16 protein-coding genes are annotated in these 15,774 nt (G+C 68.8%); 9 read left to right on the forward strand and 7 right to left on the reverse strand.

Features of this window, described 5'->3' with window-relative positions; translation table 11 throughout:
- Positions 1–74: 74 nt before the first annotated feature.
- Positions 75–1,820 (reverse strand): ABC transporter substrate-binding protein, encoded by a 1,746-nt coding sequence (locus R8F63_04820; protein MDW3217916.1) that lies wholly within the window; start codon positions 1,818–1,820, stop codon positions 75–77.
- 173 nt (positions 1,821–1,993) lie between these two features.
- Between R8F63_04820 and R8F63_04825 the strand changes: the two genes are divergently transcribed.
- On the forward strand, positions 1,994–3,436 hold the full coding sequence (locus tag R8F63_04825) for a leucyl aminopeptidase (protein ID MDW3217917.1): 1,443 nt from the start codon (positions 1,994–1,996) through the stop codon (positions 3,434–3,436).
- Positions 3,437–3,514: 78 nt separating this feature from the next.
- On the opposite strand, the gene R8F63_04830 is transcribed toward R8F63_04825, so the two are convergent.
- The 4 genes from R8F63_04830 to R8F63_04845 form a co-directional block, all read right to left on the reverse strand.
- Positions 3,515–3,700 (reverse strand): Flp family type IVb pilin, encoded by a 186-nt coding sequence (locus tag R8F63_04830; protein MDW3217918.1) that lies wholly within the window; start codon positions 3,698–3,700, stop codon positions 3,515–3,517.
- Between the two features lie 121 nt (positions 3,701–3,821).
- On the reverse strand, positions 3,822–4,487 hold the full coding sequence (locus R8F63_04835; protein ID MDW3217919.1) for a hypothetical protein: 666 nt from the start codon (positions 4,485–4,487) through the stop codon (positions 3,822–3,824).
- A 56-nt stretch (positions 4,488–4,543) separates the two neighbouring features.
- Complete coding sequence (locus R8F63_04840) at positions 4,544–4,927, reverse strand: hypothetical protein (protein MDW3217920.1); 384 nt, start codon at positions 4,925–4,927, stop codon at positions 4,544–4,546.
- The gene (locus R8F63_04845; protein ID MDW3217921.1) at positions 4,927–6,249 is read right to left on the reverse strand and encodes a hypothetical protein; all 1,323 of its coding nucleotides are present in this window, start codon (positions 6,247–6,249) and stop codon (positions 4,927–4,929) included. Before R8F63_04845 ends, R8F63_04840 begins: the two co-directional genes overlap by 1 nt.
- Positions 6,250–6,359: 110 nt before the next feature.
- Here R8F63_04845 and R8F63_04850 point away from each other — a divergent pair, with 110 nt between their 5' ends.
- From R8F63_04850 to R8F63_04860, 3 genes are all read left to right on the forward strand, one after another.
- A complete protein-coding gene (locus tag R8F63_04850) occupies positions 6,360–7,127 on the forward strand; it encodes a Sir2 family NAD-dependent protein deacetylase (protein MDW3217922.1) in 768 nt (255 codons plus the stop codon).
- Between the two features lie 48 nt (positions 7,128–7,175).
- Positions 7,176–8,342, forward strand: a complete 1,167-nt coding sequence (moeB, locus tag R8F63_04855) for a molybdopterin-synthase adenylyltransferase MoeB (GenBank protein ID MDW3217923.1) — start codon at positions 7,176–7,178, stop codon at positions 8,340–8,342.
- A gap of 159 nt (positions 8,343–8,501) precedes the next feature.
- The gene (locus R8F63_04860) at positions 8,502–9,734 is read left to right on the forward strand and encodes a hypothetical protein (GenBank protein ID MDW3217924.1); all 1,233 of its coding nucleotides are present in this window, start codon (positions 8,502–8,504) and stop codon (positions 9,732–9,734) included.
- 31 nt (positions 9,735–9,765) lie between these two features.
- Here the strand turns inward: R8F63_04860 and R8F63_04865 are convergent, their stop codons facing one another.
- On the reverse strand, positions 9,766–10,023 hold the full coding sequence (locus R8F63_04865; GenBank protein ID MDW3217925.1) for a DUF6458 family protein: 258 nt from the start codon (positions 10,021–10,023) through the stop codon (positions 9,766–9,768).
- 131 nt (positions 10,024–10,154) lie between these two features.
- Between R8F63_04865 and R8F63_04870 the strand changes: the two genes are divergently transcribed.
- From R8F63_04870 to rfbD, 4 genes are read left to right on the forward strand one after another with little or no spacing between them, the layout of a single operon-like run.
- The gene (locus R8F63_04870) at positions 10,155–11,264 is read left to right on the forward strand and encodes a glucose-1-phosphate thymidylyltransferase (protein ID MDW3217926.1); all 1,110 of its coding nucleotides are present in this window, start codon (positions 10,155–10,157) and stop codon (positions 11,262–11,264) included.
- Between the two features lie 30 nt (positions 11,265–11,294).
- Positions 11,295–11,864, forward strand: coding sequence for a dTDP-4-dehydrorhamnose 3,5-epimerase family protein (locus R8F63_04875; protein ID MDW3217927.1), 570 nt, complete (start codon positions 11,295–11,297; stop codon positions 11,862–11,864).
- An 18-nt stretch (positions 11,865–11,882) separates the two neighbouring features.
- Positions 11,883–12,851 carry a dTDP-glucose 4,6-dehydratase gene (gene rfbB, locus R8F63_04880; GenBank protein MDW3217928.1) on the forward strand — a complete coding sequence of 323 codons (969 nt, stop codon included), beginning with the start codon at positions 11,883–11,885 and terminating at the stop codon, positions 12,849–12,851.
- Positions 12,848–13,684 carry a dTDP-4-dehydrorhamnose reductase gene (gene rfbD, locus R8F63_04885; protein ID MDW3217929.1) on the forward strand — a complete coding sequence of 279 codons (837 nt, stop codon included), beginning with the start codon at positions 12,848–12,850 and terminating at the stop codon, positions 13,682–13,684. Before rfbB ends, rfbD begins: the two co-directional genes overlap by 4 nt.
- Before the next feature lie 111 nt (positions 13,685–13,795).
- Here rfbD and R8F63_04890 read toward each other — a convergent pair whose 3' ends face one another.
- Positions 13,796–14,683: a hypothetical protein gene (locus R8F63_04890; protein MDW3217930.1), complete on the reverse strand. Its 888-nt coding sequence runs from the start codon at positions 14,681–14,683 to the stop codon at positions 13,796–13,798.
- Positions 14,684–14,709: 26 nt separating this feature from the next.
- Here R8F63_04890 and R8F63_04895 point away from each other — a divergent pair, with 26 nt between their 5' ends.
- Positions 14,710–15,771, forward strand: a complete 1,062-nt coding sequence (locus R8F63_04895; protein ID MDW3217931.1) for a hypothetical protein — start codon at positions 14,710–14,712, stop codon at positions 15,769–15,771.
- Positions 15,772–15,774 lie beyond the last annotated feature (3 nt).

Below are 15,774 nucleotides of genomic sequence, written 5' to 3' on the forward strand. Positions count from 1 at the left end.
CGCGAATGGCCAGTGTCGCAAACGGGGAGGGCCCGTGTGGACCCTCCCCGTGTGCACTCGGTACTGCTACCGGACTACTCGGCCGGCGGTGGGTTGATCAACGAATCCAGCAGGTAGCTGTAGTAGTCGAACGAACCCGTGTTGCCCACGTGCAGCGGGTCGGCGGCATCGAGGCCGACACCCCACGACACGACGACGTCGTTGGCGTCGAAGGACGAACCATCGTGGAACGTGACGCCCTCACGGAGCGAGCAGGTCCACACGGTGGCGTCCTCGTTGCCGACACAGTCGGTGGCGAGGCGGGCTTCCACGGCGCCGGAGTCGATCGCGTAGCCCAGGAGGGGCTCCACGACCTGCTGGCAGGCGGCGAGGGACTCACCGTCGGTCTCGTCGGCGCAGTAGAGGCTGATCGGTTCGGCGTTCTGCATGAACACGAACGTCTCATCGGACGGCGTGGTCCGATGGAACAGCGGCGCACCGAAGGGCCGGAAGTGGGCGTTGTCGACGGAGGCCAGCGCGGCCGACGCCGAAGCGCCGTGCACGATCGGCACCATCGGGACGAGTTCACGGATCGCGTTGTTGGCGTCCGTGTAGACGTCGACGGCGGCGTCGTCGCTCGCGATCTGCGAGCCCTCGACCAGCTTCTCGAAGATCTCCGGATGGGCATCACCAAACTGCGGGTTGCCTTCACCGAAGTGGAAGTCGAGGAAGTTGGTGACGTGCGGGTAGTCCGCACCCCAGCCGAGGAGGTGGAACCCGTCGAGGCGACCGCTGGTCGACTCGTCGATGAACTCACCGGACTCCATCACCACGACCTCGGCGTCGATGCCGAGGTTCTCCGACAGCTGCGTCTGGAACTCGACGGCGACCACACCCGGCTCGGGGAGGTAACCGCGGAAGACGTCGCGGTAGTAGATGCTCGTGCTGAAGCCGTCTTCGTAGCCGGCCTCGGCGAGGAGGGCGCGAGCGCCTTCCAGATCGAACTCGTACCACTCGTCACCGGTGCAGCCATTCGGGATGGAGCACGGCGTGAAGTGCGACGCGACCTCGGACCCCTCGGGGTAGAAGTTGTCGACGATGCGCTGACGGTCGATGCCCATGGCGATGGCCTGACGCACGCGCACGTCCGCGAACGGCTCGAACGTCGTGTTGGTCATGCCCAGGTACATCACGTTCGGGTTCGCGACCGGGATGAACGTCAGATCACCGTTGTTCTTCACGGTGTCGAAGTCGTCCGGGCTCAGGTTGGTGATCTGGTCCACGGTGCCGGACTGCAGCTCCAGCAGACGTGACGCACCCTCGGCGGCCCAGCGGATGATCAGCTGCTCGAACGGTGCCGGGTCGCCCCAGTAGTCGTCGAAGCGGCTGTAGTTCACGCTGTCGCCCCGGTTCCACTCGTCGAGCATGAACGGGCCGGTGCCGATCGGGTTGTCGAGCGGCGCGCCGCCCGTCGCCTCGAGGTGTTCCTCGGGCTGGATGCCGAACGGGGTGAAGGCCGCGATCTGGCGGAACGCCGGGACCGGGCTGCACATCGTGAACACGACCTCGTAGCGGTCGGTCGCCTCGATCGAGCTGACCTTGCCGCCATAGTCGCAGTCGGGGGCAGCGATGGACTTGCCCTCGAACTCACCCATGTCGCCGTCGTCACCGTCATCGCCGGTGCCGTCGTCGCCGGTGCCGTCTCCGGTGCCGTCGTCTCCGGTGCCGTCGTCGGCGCTGTCTGTGCCGCCGTCCGTGCTGCCTTCGTCATCGTCGCTGCACGCGGCAGCGAAGAGTGCGAAGGCGAGCAGCAGAACGAGCAACGTTCTCAGCTTCCTCATTTTTCCCTCCATGGTCGGTCCGACGCCGCCTGCGATCTGCGAGACGGGTCGGCTCAGATCCGCGACCCTAGCCACGTTCGCCACGGCGTGGAGGCGAACGTGCTCCCAAAGGCTCGAGGCCGGGAACGCCGAGTGTCGTCCCTGCGCAGCATCGCCGCGTAAGGTGCCCCGCTATGGCCCTCAGCTTTCACGCCGTCCGATCCGTCCCGAAGACCGCCAAGGCGGCGATCACGCTCGTCACCAGCGATGCCGTCGAGGCCGGTGACACCGGCGTCGACGCGGCGCAACTGAAGGCCGCCGGGTTCGAGGGCAAGGCCGGCCAGACCCACACCTGGCCCGACGGTGACCGTCAACGTGCGCTCGTCGGGGTGGGCGCCGAAGCGGACCTCACGACCGACGGCATCCGCCGAGCCGGGGCGACGATCGGGCGCGGCTTCGGCCGTCACTCCCGCATCGGCGTTGCCCTGCCCGACAGCGAACTGGCGGCGGACGCCGCCCGCCAGGCGTTGGCCGAGGGGGTGCGGCTCGGCTCCTACACCTTCCTCACCTACAAGTCCGAGGGGAAGGCACCGAAGCTCGCCCGGGTTGACGTGGCCGGCGGATCCGGCGCCCGCAACCAGGCCGCCCTCGACCGCGGCGCCGCCGTCGCGGAGGCGCAGGCGCTCGCCCGCGACCTCGTCAACGAACCGGGTGGCGCGCTCACGGCCCCCGAATTCGCGAAGCGGGCGGCGGCGATCGGCCGCAAGGCCGGTCTGACCGTCAAGGTGTGGGACGAGGCCGCGATCAAGAAGGGGAAGCTCGGCGGCATCCTCGGCGTCAACCGGGGATCGGATCTGCCGCCCCGGCTCGTGGAGCTGACCTACAACCCGAAGGGCAAGGCGAAGGGCACGCTCGCCCTCGTCGGCAAGGGCATCGTGTTCGATGCCGGCGGGCTCTCGATCAAGACCGGTCAGGGCATGATGACGATGAAGTGCGACATGGGCGGCGGCGCCGCCGTGATCGGCGCGATGTCCGTCATGCCCACGATCGCGCCGGCGTGCCGCGTCCGTGCGTTCGTGCCGATGACGGACAACATGCTCGGCGGCGACGCCACCCGCCCCGGCGACGTGCTCACGATCCGCAACGGCAAGACCATCGAAGTGCTGAACACCGATGCCGAGGGTCGGCTCATCCTCGCCGACGCGCTCTCCCTCGCCAGCGAGGCCAAACCCGACGCGATCGTGGATCTCGCGACCCTCACGGGTGCGTGCATGGTGGCGCTCGGACCCAAGATCGCGGGCGTGATGGGCAACAACGACGACTGGATCGACCAGATCGAGGCTGCGTCCGAGACCACCGGCGAGCGGGTCTGGCATCTGCCGCTCCCACCCGAGTACAAGAAGCAGGTCGAGTCGACGGTGGCCGACATGAAGAACATCGGCGCTCCCTACGGGGGCGCGCTCACCGCCGGCCTGATCCTCCAGGAGTTCGTCGCCGACGGCATCCCGTGGGCCCACATCGACATCGCGGGCCCGGCGTGGTCCGACGCGGACGACGCCGACATCACCAAGGGCGGCACCGGCTTCGGGGTACGCCTCCTCGCGGACCTCGCCGCCAACTTCTCGAAGCCGGCCTGACGGGCCTCGACCGCGGTCGCCCCAAAACGCCGAACGGCGGGCCCGAAGGCCCGCCGTCCGAACAGATTGTGGCTGGGATCAGCCGATCGCCGAGTCGACCTCGGAGAACTTGCTCGAAGCCGAGGAACCGAGCGCGGTCACGGCGGCGATGCAGACGACAGCGATCAGAGCGACGAGCAGCGCGTACTCGACGAGGCTGGCGCCACGATCGTCGTCGATGTGCGACGTGATCCAAGCGGAAAGGAACTGGTAAGCGGTGGTCATTTGGGTGGACTCCCCTGTGTAGATGTCACCACCACTTCGGCGGTGAACCGTCTCCATTCCTTCGGCACCACCGGCACCGTGCCTTATGCATCTTTTGACCCAATTTGCGGGGTCGTGCGGCTCAGTTGGCGCCGAATCTCCCGCTGCGGGGCGATTCCGGGGCCGATTCACACGCTTCGCGGTGCCGATTCCAGGCCCAGCGGACGGCTTCGGCGGCCACGGAGGGGTGGAATCGCCACTGGGACAGCTGGAGTTCGGCGTCGTCCACGCCATCGCCGCACTCCACGAGCCCGAGGGCAAGGCGTCGGGCTCGGCGGGCCATGACGGTCGGCTCGGTGCTCTGTTCGAGCTCCACGAAGCGCTCGTGGCGGCGCTGGACGAGGTCCGGTAAGCGGTGGAGCTGGCTACGGGTGAGCGGCGGGAGGCGGCGCCGCACCTCGAGTTCGCCGGGGCGGATCGGGCGGGCGGCCGAGAAGTGGCAGGCTCGGGCGATGGTGCGGGCCAGGGCACTGTTGCGGCCCCCGTTGTGGCCGAGGCCGAGTGCGCCGGCGGCGTCTTCGAGTTCGAGGACGAAGCCTCGGGGGGCCCGATCGAGTTCGTGGCTGCAATGGCGCAGGAACCAGATCGTGGACGGCCCGAGGACGCCGAGCCAGAACTGCTCGACATAGCCGGAGCGGGGGTCGTGGCCGATGCCGTCGACGACCGGGTCATCCCAGGCCGTGATGTAGAGCTGCTCGATCGGCCCGTCAGCGAGCGGTGAGGGTGGGGCAGAGGAGGGGAGGGACATGAGAACTTCCGCGTGAGGTGATCAACGGGGAAGTTCTCATGTCATCTCATCTCAACTCATGCTTCCGTGTCAACCTCGGTGCTCTCGTCGGCGGCTTCGTCGGCGGTCTCGTCGGCGGCATCGGCGCCCGGGAGTTCGGCGCCGTCGGTGACGACCGTCATCTCCTCCACGACCACGACCGTGTCCGGCGAGTCGGGGGCGTCGGGCGCGGGATCGGCCTCGGGCTCGGCGGCGGGCGGCGGACCCTTCGGTGCCTTCGCCGGGCCGAACAGGGACCAGGCCACGCTGATCACGAGCCCGATCCCGAAGAAGACGAACGGTCCGTTGGTGCCGATCGCCGCCCACTTCATGCCGACGGCGGTGATCGCCAGGCCGATGCCCATCAGGATGCCCCAGAGGATCCCCCGGATCGGATGGCGCTTGGTCGTCGTGGTGCTCATCAGACACCTCCCCAGGTCTTGGCCGGTCGAGCGTTGAACAACATGCCCACGGTCGCCAGGAAGACGATTGCGGCGCCGGGCGCCGCCAGCGGGAAGCCACCCTGGAAGTCGACGAAGCCGGAGCCGATGCAGAAGAACGGCAGCCCGTTGGGCACGGCGCCACTGGTGCCGTCGTCGGCGCCGGTGCCGCTGGACGGGGCGCTCATCTGACCGTTGATCGACACGAGCATGTTGAGCTTCGCCGGGCCGGGCAGGTCCTCGTTGAGGTTGACCGCACCGAGGTTGCGGTTCTCGCCGGATCGGTTCGGGTCGCCACCGGCGTCGATGTTGCTGCCCGTGCCGAGGAACTCGAGGCGGATGAACCAGTCGTGATCGAGGGGACCCTGGCCGGGGAGGGTGCCGCCGGCGACGCCGGTGTAGATCACGGCGCCGTTCACGTCTACCTCGAACGGGTTGTCCGAGGTGAACGCCTCCTCGACGGCGAGCTCGCCCTCGGGGACCTCGCCGTCCCGGAAGCCGACCGGCGGTCCGTCGAGGTCCCAGTCCCAGGCGATGTCGAGCGGCTGCCCGTCGCTGTCGAACGACCACGCCATGCCCATGCACGGGCCGGTGAGCTCGGAGGCGCTACCGCCGACCAGGCCCTGGTCCTCGCGGGCGAGCTGGATCTGGGTGAGCACCCGCTGGAGCGACTCATCCTCCGCGATGGCGATGAAGCTGCCGGGGTTCAGCGGATCCTCGAACTCGAAGTTGTTGATGTCCTCGTCCTCGAGGCCCTCCTGGTTGATCCGGTCGTCGAGCTCCTGGAGGAGGTCGTCCACGCCCGGCTCGCCCTGGATGTCGTCCAGATGGGTCCAATCGGGACCGGCGTCGGCGCCGTTCTCGATGAGGCGGCGGATGTTCGGCCACCCGTCGGGCTCCTCGCCGGGCTCGGTCACGTCGGGCATCTGGGCGAAGACCTCGCTCAGGATCACCGAGATCTGCTGGAGGGAGAGCTGGTCGGGCAGCCCGCCGCCCTCACCGACACACGGCGGCTCGTTCGCCTCGGGCGGACGCCCCGCCGCATCGGGAATCCCGTCCGGGGTGCCGGTGTTCTCGGCGTTGTCCTTGTCGTCCCATTGGCACGGCAGGTCGTCGTCGTTGTCCGGGAGACCGTCGCCGTCCCAGTCGTCGCGCTGGCCGTCACCATCGGTGTCGACCGGCTCGATCGGATCGTCCTGCGCGCTCGCGCTCGGAGCCAGGAACATCGTCACGAGAAGCGAAACCAGCCCCGCCGCGATCCAGGCTTTCGTCCGACCCTGCGAACCCTGTCGTGTCGGTCTCATTGACCACCCCTTTTTTCCCTGCCGCGACCTTACTTTCTCCGGCCGGGCCGTGGCGGTGACTCAAGCGATCCCGCGTCACCCGGGCGTCATCGCGCCTACAGTTCGGCGCCATGACCGAGACGGCCGTCGCCCTCGCCCGCCAACTCATCGACGATGCCGATGCCGTCGCCGTGCTCACCGGCGCCGGGATCTCGACGGACAGCGGCATCCCCGACTTCCGCGGCCCCAACGGCGTCTGGACGAAGAACCCGGCGGCCGAGAAGGCGTCGAACATCCAGTACTACGTCAACGATCCCGAGGTGCGGAAGGCGAACTGGGCGGCTCGGGCGTCCGGCGCCCTGTGGGCCAACGTGGAGCCCAACATCGGCCACCACGCTCTCGTCCACCTCGAGCAGCGGGGCAAGCTCCACACCCTCATCACCCAGAACGTCGACGAGCTCCACCAGCGGGCCGGCAACAGCCCCGAGCTGGTCGTCGAGGTGCACGGCACGACCCGCAAGGTCCAGTGCCTCGCATGCGAGTACCGCGACAACATGGAGGAGGCGCTCGAACGGGTGCGGGCGGGGGAGGCAGACCCCGACTGTCCGCGCTGCGGCGGCATGCTCAAGTCCGCCACCGTGTCCTTCGGCCAGTCGCTCGATCCCGACGACCTCCGGCGCTCCGAGGAGGCCGCCCTCGCGGCCGACGTCTTCCTCGCGATCGGCACGTCGCTCGCGGTCTACCCGATCAACGAGACCGTGGCCATCGCCAAGCACGCCGGCGCGAAGTTGATCATCGTCAACGCCGAGCCGACGGCCATGGACGGGTTCGCCGACGTGCTCCTGAACGAGCAGATCGGTGACGTCCTGCCCGCGATCGTGGGAATGCCGACCACCTGAGACCGGTTGGGGCTGTCAATTCCCGACTAACTAGGTAGGATTTCGGCCATGGCCAGTTTCCGTGAACTCCTTCAGCAGGCGAAGTCGTCGATCACCGAGGTCGACACCGCCGGTGGCGAAGCACTCCTCGCCGAGGGCTACACCCTCCTCGACGTCCGCGAACCCGACGAGTACGAGCAGGGGGCGATCCCGGGCTCGGTCCACATTCCCCGTGGACAGCTCGAGTCCAACATCGAGAACCGGGTGCCCGATCGTGACGCGAAGATCGTCGTGATGTGTGCCGGTGGTGTGCGCTCCGCGTTCGCCGTGCAGACGCTCGAACAGCTCGGCTACGCCAACACGGTCTCGATGGACGGTGGCTTCAACAAGTGGAAGGACGAGGGCCGCGACTGGAAGCGCCCCCAGACCCTCACGCCGGACCAGCGCAACCGCTACCAGCGGCATCTCCTCGTTCCCGAGATCGGGGAGGAGGGCCAGCTCAAGCTGCTGGAGTCCAAGGTGTTGCTGCTCGGGGCCGGTGGCCTCGGCTCGCCCGCCGCGCTCTATCTCGCGGCGGCCGGGGTCGGCACCCTCGGCATCATCGACATGGACGTGGTGGACGAGTCGAACCTCCAGCGTCAGATCCTCCACAATCTCGATCGCATCGGTGAGCGCAAAGTCGACTCGGCCAAGAAGACGCTCACCCGCCTGAACCCGGACGTCAACGTCGTCACCTACGACGCCCGGCTCGGGGCCGACAACATCATGGACATCATCGAGGGCTACGACGTCGTGATCGACGGCGCCGACAACTTCCCGAGCCGCTACCTCCTGAACGACGCCACGGTGAAGCTCGGCATCCCGGTCGTCCACGGCTCGATCTTCCGGTTCGAGGGTCAGATCACGGTGTTCGATCCGCGGCAGGGCCCGACCTATCGCGACATGCTCCCCGAAGCGCCCCCGGCGGAGTTCGCGCCGTCGTGCGCGGAAGCCGGCGTGCTCGGCGTGCTGCCCGGCATCGTCGGCAGCATCCAAGCGCTCGAAGCGCTCAAGCTCCTGCTCGGTGTGGGGGACCCGCTCCGGGGTCGGCTGATCGCGTTCGACGCGCTCGAGATGAGCATCCGCGAGTTCAAGCTCCGGGTCGACCCGGACAACCAGGTCACCTGGGAGAACCGGGACCGGATCGAGATCACCGAGCTCGACGGACTCTGCATGCCGTCGTTCACTCCGGCGTAGCCCGGGGTCGGCCGCTCCTGCGGGGTGCGCCGATACCCTCCCTGGGTCCCCTCGCGCCCGAGGGGCCCACATCTGGAGAACAGCATCCGCCGCCTTCTCGTCACTCTGCGCGACCGGAGTCCGCTGCCCGAAGGCACCGCCGCCATCGGGACGGGGCTCGTGGTCAACGGCATCACCACGTATGCCTTCCTGGTCGTCGCGCGGCGCGCCCTCGGTGACGAGGCCTACGGCGGGCTCGCGGTCCTGTGGGGGCTCATCTACATCCTCGGTCCCGGCCTGTTCCAGCCGCTCGAACAGGAGATCGCCCGCGCGACGGCGGCGCGTGCCGGGCAGGGTCAGGGCAGCGCCCCCGTCCTGACACAGGCGGCCCGGATCGGGTCGATCCAGCTGGGCGTCGTGATCGTGGGCGTCCTCGCCGCGTGGCGTCTCGGGCTCGACGAGCTCCTCGACCACCGCGTCGAGTTGATGGTCGCTCTCATCCTCGCCCTCGCCGCCTTCATGATCGCCGAGTGTGTGCGCGGCGTGCTCTCGGGTCGCCACGAGTTCGGTCGCTACAGCGCGTACTTCGCGGCGGAGGGTGTCGGGCGGCTCGTGATGGCGGGCATCCTCGCCGCGATCGGTATCCAGGTCGTCGGCTACTACGCGGTGAGTGTCGGCATCGCCTTCCTGATCGCCACGGGCTTCGCGATCGGAGGCCTCCGTCCCTTCGTCAAGCCGGGTCCGCCCGCGCCCCTGTCCGAGCTGACGCCGTCACTCGGCTGGCTCCTGATCGCCTCGCTCGGCGAAGCGTTCATGCTCAACGTCGGGCCGGTCGCCCTGGAGATCGTCGGGACGGATCTGGGCGAGGAGGCTCCGGGCATCTTCCTCAACGGCCTGATCATCTCCCGGGTGCCGCTGTTCTTCTTCCAGGCCGTGAAGGCCTCCCTGCTGCCCAATCTCGCGATCCAGGCCGCCCAGAACGACCTGACCGCGTTTCGCGACATCCAGCTGCGCCTCGTCGCCGCCGTGATCTCGGTCGCCGCCGTCTCGATCGTGGCGATGGCCGCAATCGGGCCGTGGTTGGTCGCGTCGCTGTTCGGCGACGAGATCGGCGCCCGTGACATGGCGCTGCTGTCCGCCAGCGGGGGCGGACTCATGGTGATGCTGTCGCTCTCGCTGGGTCTCGTCGCGCTCGATCACACCCGCCTCGCCGTGGTCGGCTACATCGTCGGGGTGGCCGCGTTCCCTGTCGCGCTGGCGTTCGCCGACGATCCGTTCCTGCGGGTCGAGTCCGCCTTGGTCGCCGCCGTGACCACCGGGTCGCTCGTGACCGCGGCGCTGCTGAAGTACGAGTACTCGGTGCACACACGAAGCGGGCGCCTCCCGACGGAGGCGCCCGCTTCGCGCAGCTGACGGCTGGGGGGTGGCGCCGTCGGGGTGGGGCTCAGCTGCTGTATTCGGTGACCTTCTCCTCGCGCACCGCGTGACCGTCGACGACGGTGTCGTGGCGGGACTCGACGCTCGTGTTGCGGCCGATGAGGGCGACGGCGAGGGTCACGAGTCCGAGGCCGATGCCGACCACGAACAAGATGACGCCGACCTCGTTCAGGTCGATGCCTTCGGCCTCGTGGGTGACGGCCCAGGCCAGGATCGCTCCGGCGGCGATGAGTACGGCACTGAAGCCGAGTCCGGTGGTACGCATGATGGGTCCTCCTTGGATTGGCTGTGGAGGGGTGATACCCGACGGGACCGGATCGAAACATCGGGGTTCGTCGGCAAGTAGGTCGTCCCGCCTAGAGACAGTCATTCGGCTGCTGGGTACCCTTGTGGGCCGTGAAGGGTCTCATTCTCAGCGGCGGTGCCGGAACCCGGCTCCGCCCGATCACCCACACCAGCGCGAAGCAGCTGGTCCCCATCGCCAACAAGCCGATCCTGTTCTACGGGATCGAGGACATGGCGGCCGCCGGCATCACCGAGATCGGGATCATCATCGCGCCCGCGACCGGCGACGAGATCCGCGAACACGTCGGTGACGGTTCCCGGTTCGGAGTCGAGATCACGTGGATCGTGCAGGACGAGCCGCTCGGGCTCGCCCACTGTGTGCTCATCGCCCGTGACTTCCTGGGCGACGACGACTTCGTCATGTACCTGGGCGACAACATGCTCGAGCAGGGCCTCACCGAGTTCGTCGAGCAGTTCGAGAGCGCCCGTGCCGCGGCGGACGCGCCCCAGCTCACGGAGGCCGCCGTCGCCCCCGCCGCCCAGATCCTGCTCGCCAAGGTCGACAACCCGACCGCCTTCGGCGTGGCCGAGATCGGTCCCGACGGCGAGGTTCTCCAGCTCGTCGAGAAGCCCGAGGTGCCACCGTCGGACCTCGCCCTCGTCGGCGTCTACCTGTTCGACCCGACGATTCACGAGGCGGTGGCCGCCATCGAGCCGTCGCCGCGGGGTGAGCTCGAGATCACGGACGCGATCCAGTGGCTCGTCACCAACGGTCACCGCGTCAACCACGAGGTGCTGGTCGGCTGGTGGATCGACACCGGCAAGAAGGACCCGCTGCTCGAGTGCAATCGCCTCGTGCTCGACACCCTCCGTCGATCCGTCGAAGGCGAAGTGGACGACACGTCGTCGATCGACGGCCGCGTCGTGATCGAGGCGGGCGCCAAGATCGTCAACTCGACCGTGCGGGGCCCGGCCATCATCGGCGCCGGCACGATCGTCGAGGACAGCTATGTCGGGCCCTACAGCTCCATCGCGATCGACTGCCGCATCACCCACAGCGAGATCGACAACTCGGTGCTGCTGCGGCGCAGCTCGGTCACCGACATCCCGCGGCTGACCGACTCCCTCGTCGGTCGTGACACCGAGATCAGCAAGGGCGACTCCCGGCCCCGGGCCACCCGGGTCATGCTGGGCGACCATTGCCACCTCGAGATCGAATAACCCGGACCCTCCTCACCTTCTGGAGCTTGCATGGCAACCGTCACGCCCTCTGACGTCATCGACGGCGTCTACATCGTGGAACCCGACATCCATCGGGACGAGCGGGGCTACTTCATCGAGACGTATCGCCGCTCCTGGTTCCCGGGTCAGCGCGAGATGATCCAGGGCAACCGGGGCGACCGCCAGGGCGGCGCCGTGGTGGGCCTCCACTACCACCTGCACCAGAGCGACTACTGGTATTGCCCCTACGGCAAGGTGCGTGTGGTCCTCCACGACCTGCGCGAGGGCGGCCCGACCGACGGCGCCACGATCGTCTACGACCTCGGCGGTGAGGACGCGGACTCCCACGTCCACCACGGCATCTACATCCCGCCGGGGGTCGCCCACGGGTTCGCGGCGCTCACGGACTGCACGCTGACCTATCTCGTCGACGGCTACTACAACCCGGCCGACGAGCTGGGCGTGCTGTGGAACGACCCGGCGATCGGCGCGGACTGGGGCCTCACCGATCCGATCCTGTCCGGGCGCGATCAGGCCAACCCCCTGCGCGACGACATTCCCGCCAACCGTCGTCCCTACCACTCGCTGCGCACCACCTGAGCACGAAAGGCTCTTCGCATGAAGCTGTTCGTCACCGGCGCTGCCGGATTCATCGGAAGCAACTACGTCCGCCACGTCCTCGAGACCAGCGACGACGAAGTGGTCATCTACGACGCGCTCACCTACGCGGGCAACATGGCGTCGATCGAGGACGTCCTCGGCTCGCGTGTCTCGTTCGTGCACGGCGACATCTGCGACCGTGATGATGTCGCCGCCGCGATGCGGGGCTGCGACCAGGTCGTCCACTTCGCGGCGGAGTCCCACGTCGACCGCTCGATCTCCGGGCCGGACGCGTTCGTGCACACGAACTGTGACGGCACGAACGTGATGTGCGACGTCGCCCGCCAGCTCGAGGTCGACCGGTTCCTCCACGTCTCCACCGACGAGGTCTACGGCTCGGTGGAGGAGGGGTCCTCGGTCGAGACCGATCCGCTGGACCCCCGGTCGCCCTACTCCGCGTCGAAGGCCGGGTCCGACCTCATCGCGCTGAGCTACCACACGACCTACGACATGCCCATCATCGTCACCCGGGCATCGAACAACTACGGGCCGTTCCAGTTTCCCGAGAAGGTCATCCCGCTGTTCACCACGAACCTGCTCGACGGGGGCACCGTGCCGCTCTACGGCGACGGCATGAACATCCGCGACTGGTTGTTCGTCGCCGACCACTGCTCCGGCGTGGACGTCGTGCTCCGCAACGCCGAGCCCGGCGAGATCTACAACATCGGCGGCGGCAACGAGATCACCAACCGTGAGCTCACCGACCGGCTGATCGAGTTGTGCGGCCGGGACGAGTCGGCGATCGACTATGTCGAGGACCGCCTCGGGCACGACCGCCGCTACTCGATCGACTGTTCGAAGCTGAAGGCGATCGGTTGGGCGCCGGCCCAGGACTTCGCCGAGGGACTCGAGAAGACGGTCGCCTGGTACCGCGAGAACCGGGCGTGGTGGGAGCCGCTGAAGGCGAACACCCAGGCGGTCCGATGAGGATCCTGCTGACGGGGGCCAACGGCCAGTTGGGCACGGAGATCCAGCCCCTGCTCGAACCCCATGAGGTCACCGCGGTCGACCTTCCCGAACTCGACATCACCGATCGGGCCCTCGTGCTCGGCGCCATGCACGAGCTGCGGCCGGATGTCGTCATCAACTGTGCGGCGATCACCGCGGTGGACGACTGCGAGACGAAGGTCGAACTCGCGTACAACGTCAACGCGATGGCCGTGCGTCATCTCGCTGAGGGCTGTCGTCAGACCGGTGCCCATCTCGCCAGCGTCTCGACGGACTATGTGTTCGACGGCACCAAGGACAGTCCCTACGTCGAGTGGGACACGCCGAATCCCGTGTCGGTCTACGGCCGATCCAAGCTCGCGGGCGAGATCGAGGCGGGCCCAGCGGCCACCGTCGTCCGCACCGCCTGGGTCTGCGGCGAGTACGGCCACAACATGGTGAAGACCATCCTGCGGCTGCTCGGCGAGCACGACCAGCTCACGTTCGTCGACGATCAGGTGGGGCACCCCACCTTCACCTCGGACCTGGCGCCGGTCCTGCGGGACCTGGCGCTGTCGAAGCGGCCGGGACTGTTCCACGTCACCAACCAGGGGGCGGTGAGCTGGTACGAGTTCGCCCGCGAGGTCGCCAAGGCGGCCGGCGCCGACCCCGAACGGGTCAATCCGTGTTCCACCGACGAACTGCCCGGTTCCTACCCGGCCCCTCGTCCGGCGAACTCGGTTCTCGACAACATGGCCCTGCGCCTCTCGGGCCTCCCCGAGACCCGCGACTTCCGCGACCCTCTCGCCGAACTCGTGTCCCGCCTCACCTGACCCGCGCACCGAAGACCCCACCCCCCCCTTCCTTCCGTTCTGGCGTGTGTATCGCCCGAACTCCGGGTGATGTGCACGCCACTTCGGGGGTTTGGGTTTGGGTTCTGGGAGTCAGGCGGTGCGGCGGGAGGCGGCGGCGACGCTGAGAGTGGCGGCGACGGCGAGGAACGTGAGCCAGACGACGCGGTCGAGTGATCCGAGCAACACGCCCGTGTCGAGCTCGAGGCCGATGATCGGCGCGAGGGCGGCGAGGAGCGCCTCGCGCACGCCGAGGCCGCCGGGGAAGAAGCCGATCGCGACGGTGATCGCGCCGGCGACCGAGAGGGCCACCGCCTGGAGCGGGTCGATCGACACGCCGAGGGCGCTGACGGCGAGTCCGAGCCGCAGGGCGCTGACCGCGAGCCAGCCCGCCTCGACGAGGACGATCACGAGCGCGAGGGCTATCCGCTGCTCGGCGGGCGCGGTGCGGGTGAACATGGTGGCCGCGACGATGGCGACGGCGAGGCCCGCGGCCGCGACGGCGAGTCCGAGCCACACGTTGCCCTCGACGGCGATGGCGCCGCCCCCGATCACGCCGGTGATCGAGAGCCACGTCAGGCCGGGAACCGCGCTCGCGTTCACGGCGGTGCCGTAGGTCGTGCCGTCCTCGGCCAGCGACTGCACGGTCACGAGGAGCGAACCGGGGAGCGGGAGCAGGTTCGCCGCCGAGGACAGCACCGCGACGTCGAGGCAACGGGTCAGGCCCGGTCGCTGGTCGGCGATCGCCGCCGCGGCGCGGAACTCGGCCGCCTTCAGCAGCAGGCTCAGCGGTGCCGCGACGGCGAAGAGGACGACGATGGGGAGCCACTCGAGGTCGCCGATCGCGAGCTCGGACGAGCGCCACGCCCAGATCGTCGCGCCGAGCACGCCGGCGGCAGTGATGGCGAGCAGCAGGCCACGCGTCCGGGGCGTGAGCGGTCGGGCGCGCTGGTCGAGGAGGCGGCGCAGCGCGGTCGGCATCCCGCGACGCTACCGTCACGGCCGAGATGAAGGTGTTGATCGACGCGGTGCATCCCGCCGACGTGTGGACGCTCGGCGCCGTCGAGGATCGCCTGCTCGCCGACGGCGCGGAGACGCTGTGGCTCTCGCGCCCCGGCAAGGATTCGGTGGTCGAGCTGATCGAGGCGCGGGACCGTCCGCACGTGCCTGCCTCGACCGCAGGGACGTCGATGCTCTCGTTGGCCCGTGAGCTCCTGGTGCGGGACTGGCGGGCGTGGCGCGAGGTCCGCCGGTTCCGGCCCGATGTGATCCTCACCCGGTCGCCGGCCGGCGTGCACGCGGGCCGCCTCACCCGCACGCCCGTGCTCTATGACACCGACGACGGCCATGTGGCGGGACTCCTGTACTACGTGGCCGGTCCGTTCGCGAACATCATCGCCAGCCCGACCGCCACCGAGAAGAGCTACGGCCGCAACCATCGGCGCTACCAGGGGTACAAGGAGCTCTTCTACCTCCACCCGTCACGGTTCACGCCGGATCCGGACATCCGCGGCGAGCTCGGGCTGGGACCCGACGAGCGGTTCCATGTCCTGCGGCTCACGGCGTTCACCGCCAGCCACGACGTGAGCGAGGCCGGGATGAGCCGCGACCAGATCGATCGTGTGATCGGGCGGTTGGAGACGACCGGCTCGGTGCTCATCTCCTCCGAGGAGCCCCTGCCGCCCGACCTCGCCGACCGCCGGGTGGCCGCCGCCCCCGAGCGCTTCCACCATGTGCTCGCGGCGGCCGACATCGTCGTGGGCGACAGCCAGACGGTCTGCTCGGAGGCGGGCGTGATCGGCACGCCGTCGATCCGGTTCAACACCTGGGCGGGCCGCCACCCGTATCAGGTCGAACTCGAGGAGCGGTGGGGGCTCACCCAGGCGTTCCTGCTCGAGGACGAGGCGGCGTTCTTCGCCGCCCTCGACGAACTGGTGGACGATCTGCCCGCCGCCCAGGCCCGTCACGACGATGGGCGCCGGCGGATGCTCGAGTGGTGTGGCGACCCCGTCGACGATCTGACGGCCTGGACCTGTGAACTCGCCGGCGTCGACGCGCCGACGAGCTGACCG

This window comes from Acidimicrobiales bacterium (assembly GCA_033344915.1).
Lineage (GTDB): Bacteria > Actinomycetota > Acidimicrobiia > Acidimicrobiales > Aldehydirespiratoraceae > JAJRXC01.

Bases quoted from the DNA above. Each gene is read 5' to 3' on its own strand.
- R8F63_04820 (MDW3217916.1), bottom strand. From the start codon at position 1,820: ATGAGGAAGCTGAGAACGTTGCTCGTTCTGCTGCTCGCCTTCGCACTC.
- R8F63_04825 (MDW3217917.1), top strand. From the start codon at position 1,994: ATGGCCCTCAGCTTTCACGCCGTCCGATCCGTCCCGAAGACCGCCAAG.
- R8F63_04830 (MDW3217918.1), bottom strand. From the start codon at position 3,700: ATGACCACCGCTTACCAGTTCCTTTCCGCTTGGATCACGTCGCACATC.
- R8F63_04835 (MDW3217919.1), bottom strand. From the start codon at position 4,487: ATGTCCCTCCCCTCCTCTGCCCCACCCTCACCGCTCGCTGACGGGCCG.
- R8F63_04840 (MDW3217920.1), bottom strand. From the start codon at position 4,927: ATGAGCACCACGACGACCAAGCGCCATCCGATCCGGGGGATCCTCTGG.
- R8F63_04845 (MDW3217921.1), bottom strand. From the start codon at position 6,249: ATGAGACCGACACGACAGGGTTCGCAGGGTCGGACGAAAGCCTGGATC.
- R8F63_04850 (MDW3217922.1), top strand. From the start codon at position 6,360: ATGACCGAGACGGCCGTCGCCCTCGCCCGCCAACTCATCGACGATGCC.
- moeB (MDW3217923.1), top strand. From the start codon at position 7,176: ATGGCCAGTTTCCGTGAACTCCTTCAGCAGGCGAAGTCGTCGATCACC.
- R8F63_04865 (MDW3217925.1), bottom strand. From the start codon at position 10,023: ATGCGTACCACCGGACTCGGCTTCAGTGCCGTACTCATCGCCGCCGGA.
- R8F63_04875 (MDW3217927.1), top strand. From the start codon at position 11,295: ATGGCAACCGTCACGCCCTCTGACGTCATCGACGGCGTCTACATCGTG.
- rfbB (MDW3217928.1), top strand. From the start codon at position 11,883: ATGAAGCTGTTCGTCACCGGCGCTGCCGGATTCATCGGAAGCAACTAC.
- rfbD (MDW3217929.1), top strand. From the start codon at position 12,848: ATGAGGATCCTGCTGACGGGGGCCAACGGCCAGTTGGGCACGGAGATC.
- R8F63_04890 (MDW3217930.1), bottom strand. From the start codon at position 14,683: ATGCCGACCGCGCTGCGCCGCCTCCTCGACCAGCGCGCCCGACCGCTC.
- R8F63_04895 (MDW3217931.1), top strand. From the start codon at position 14,710: ATGAAGGTGTTGATCGACGCGGTGCATCCCGCCGACGTGTGGACGCTC.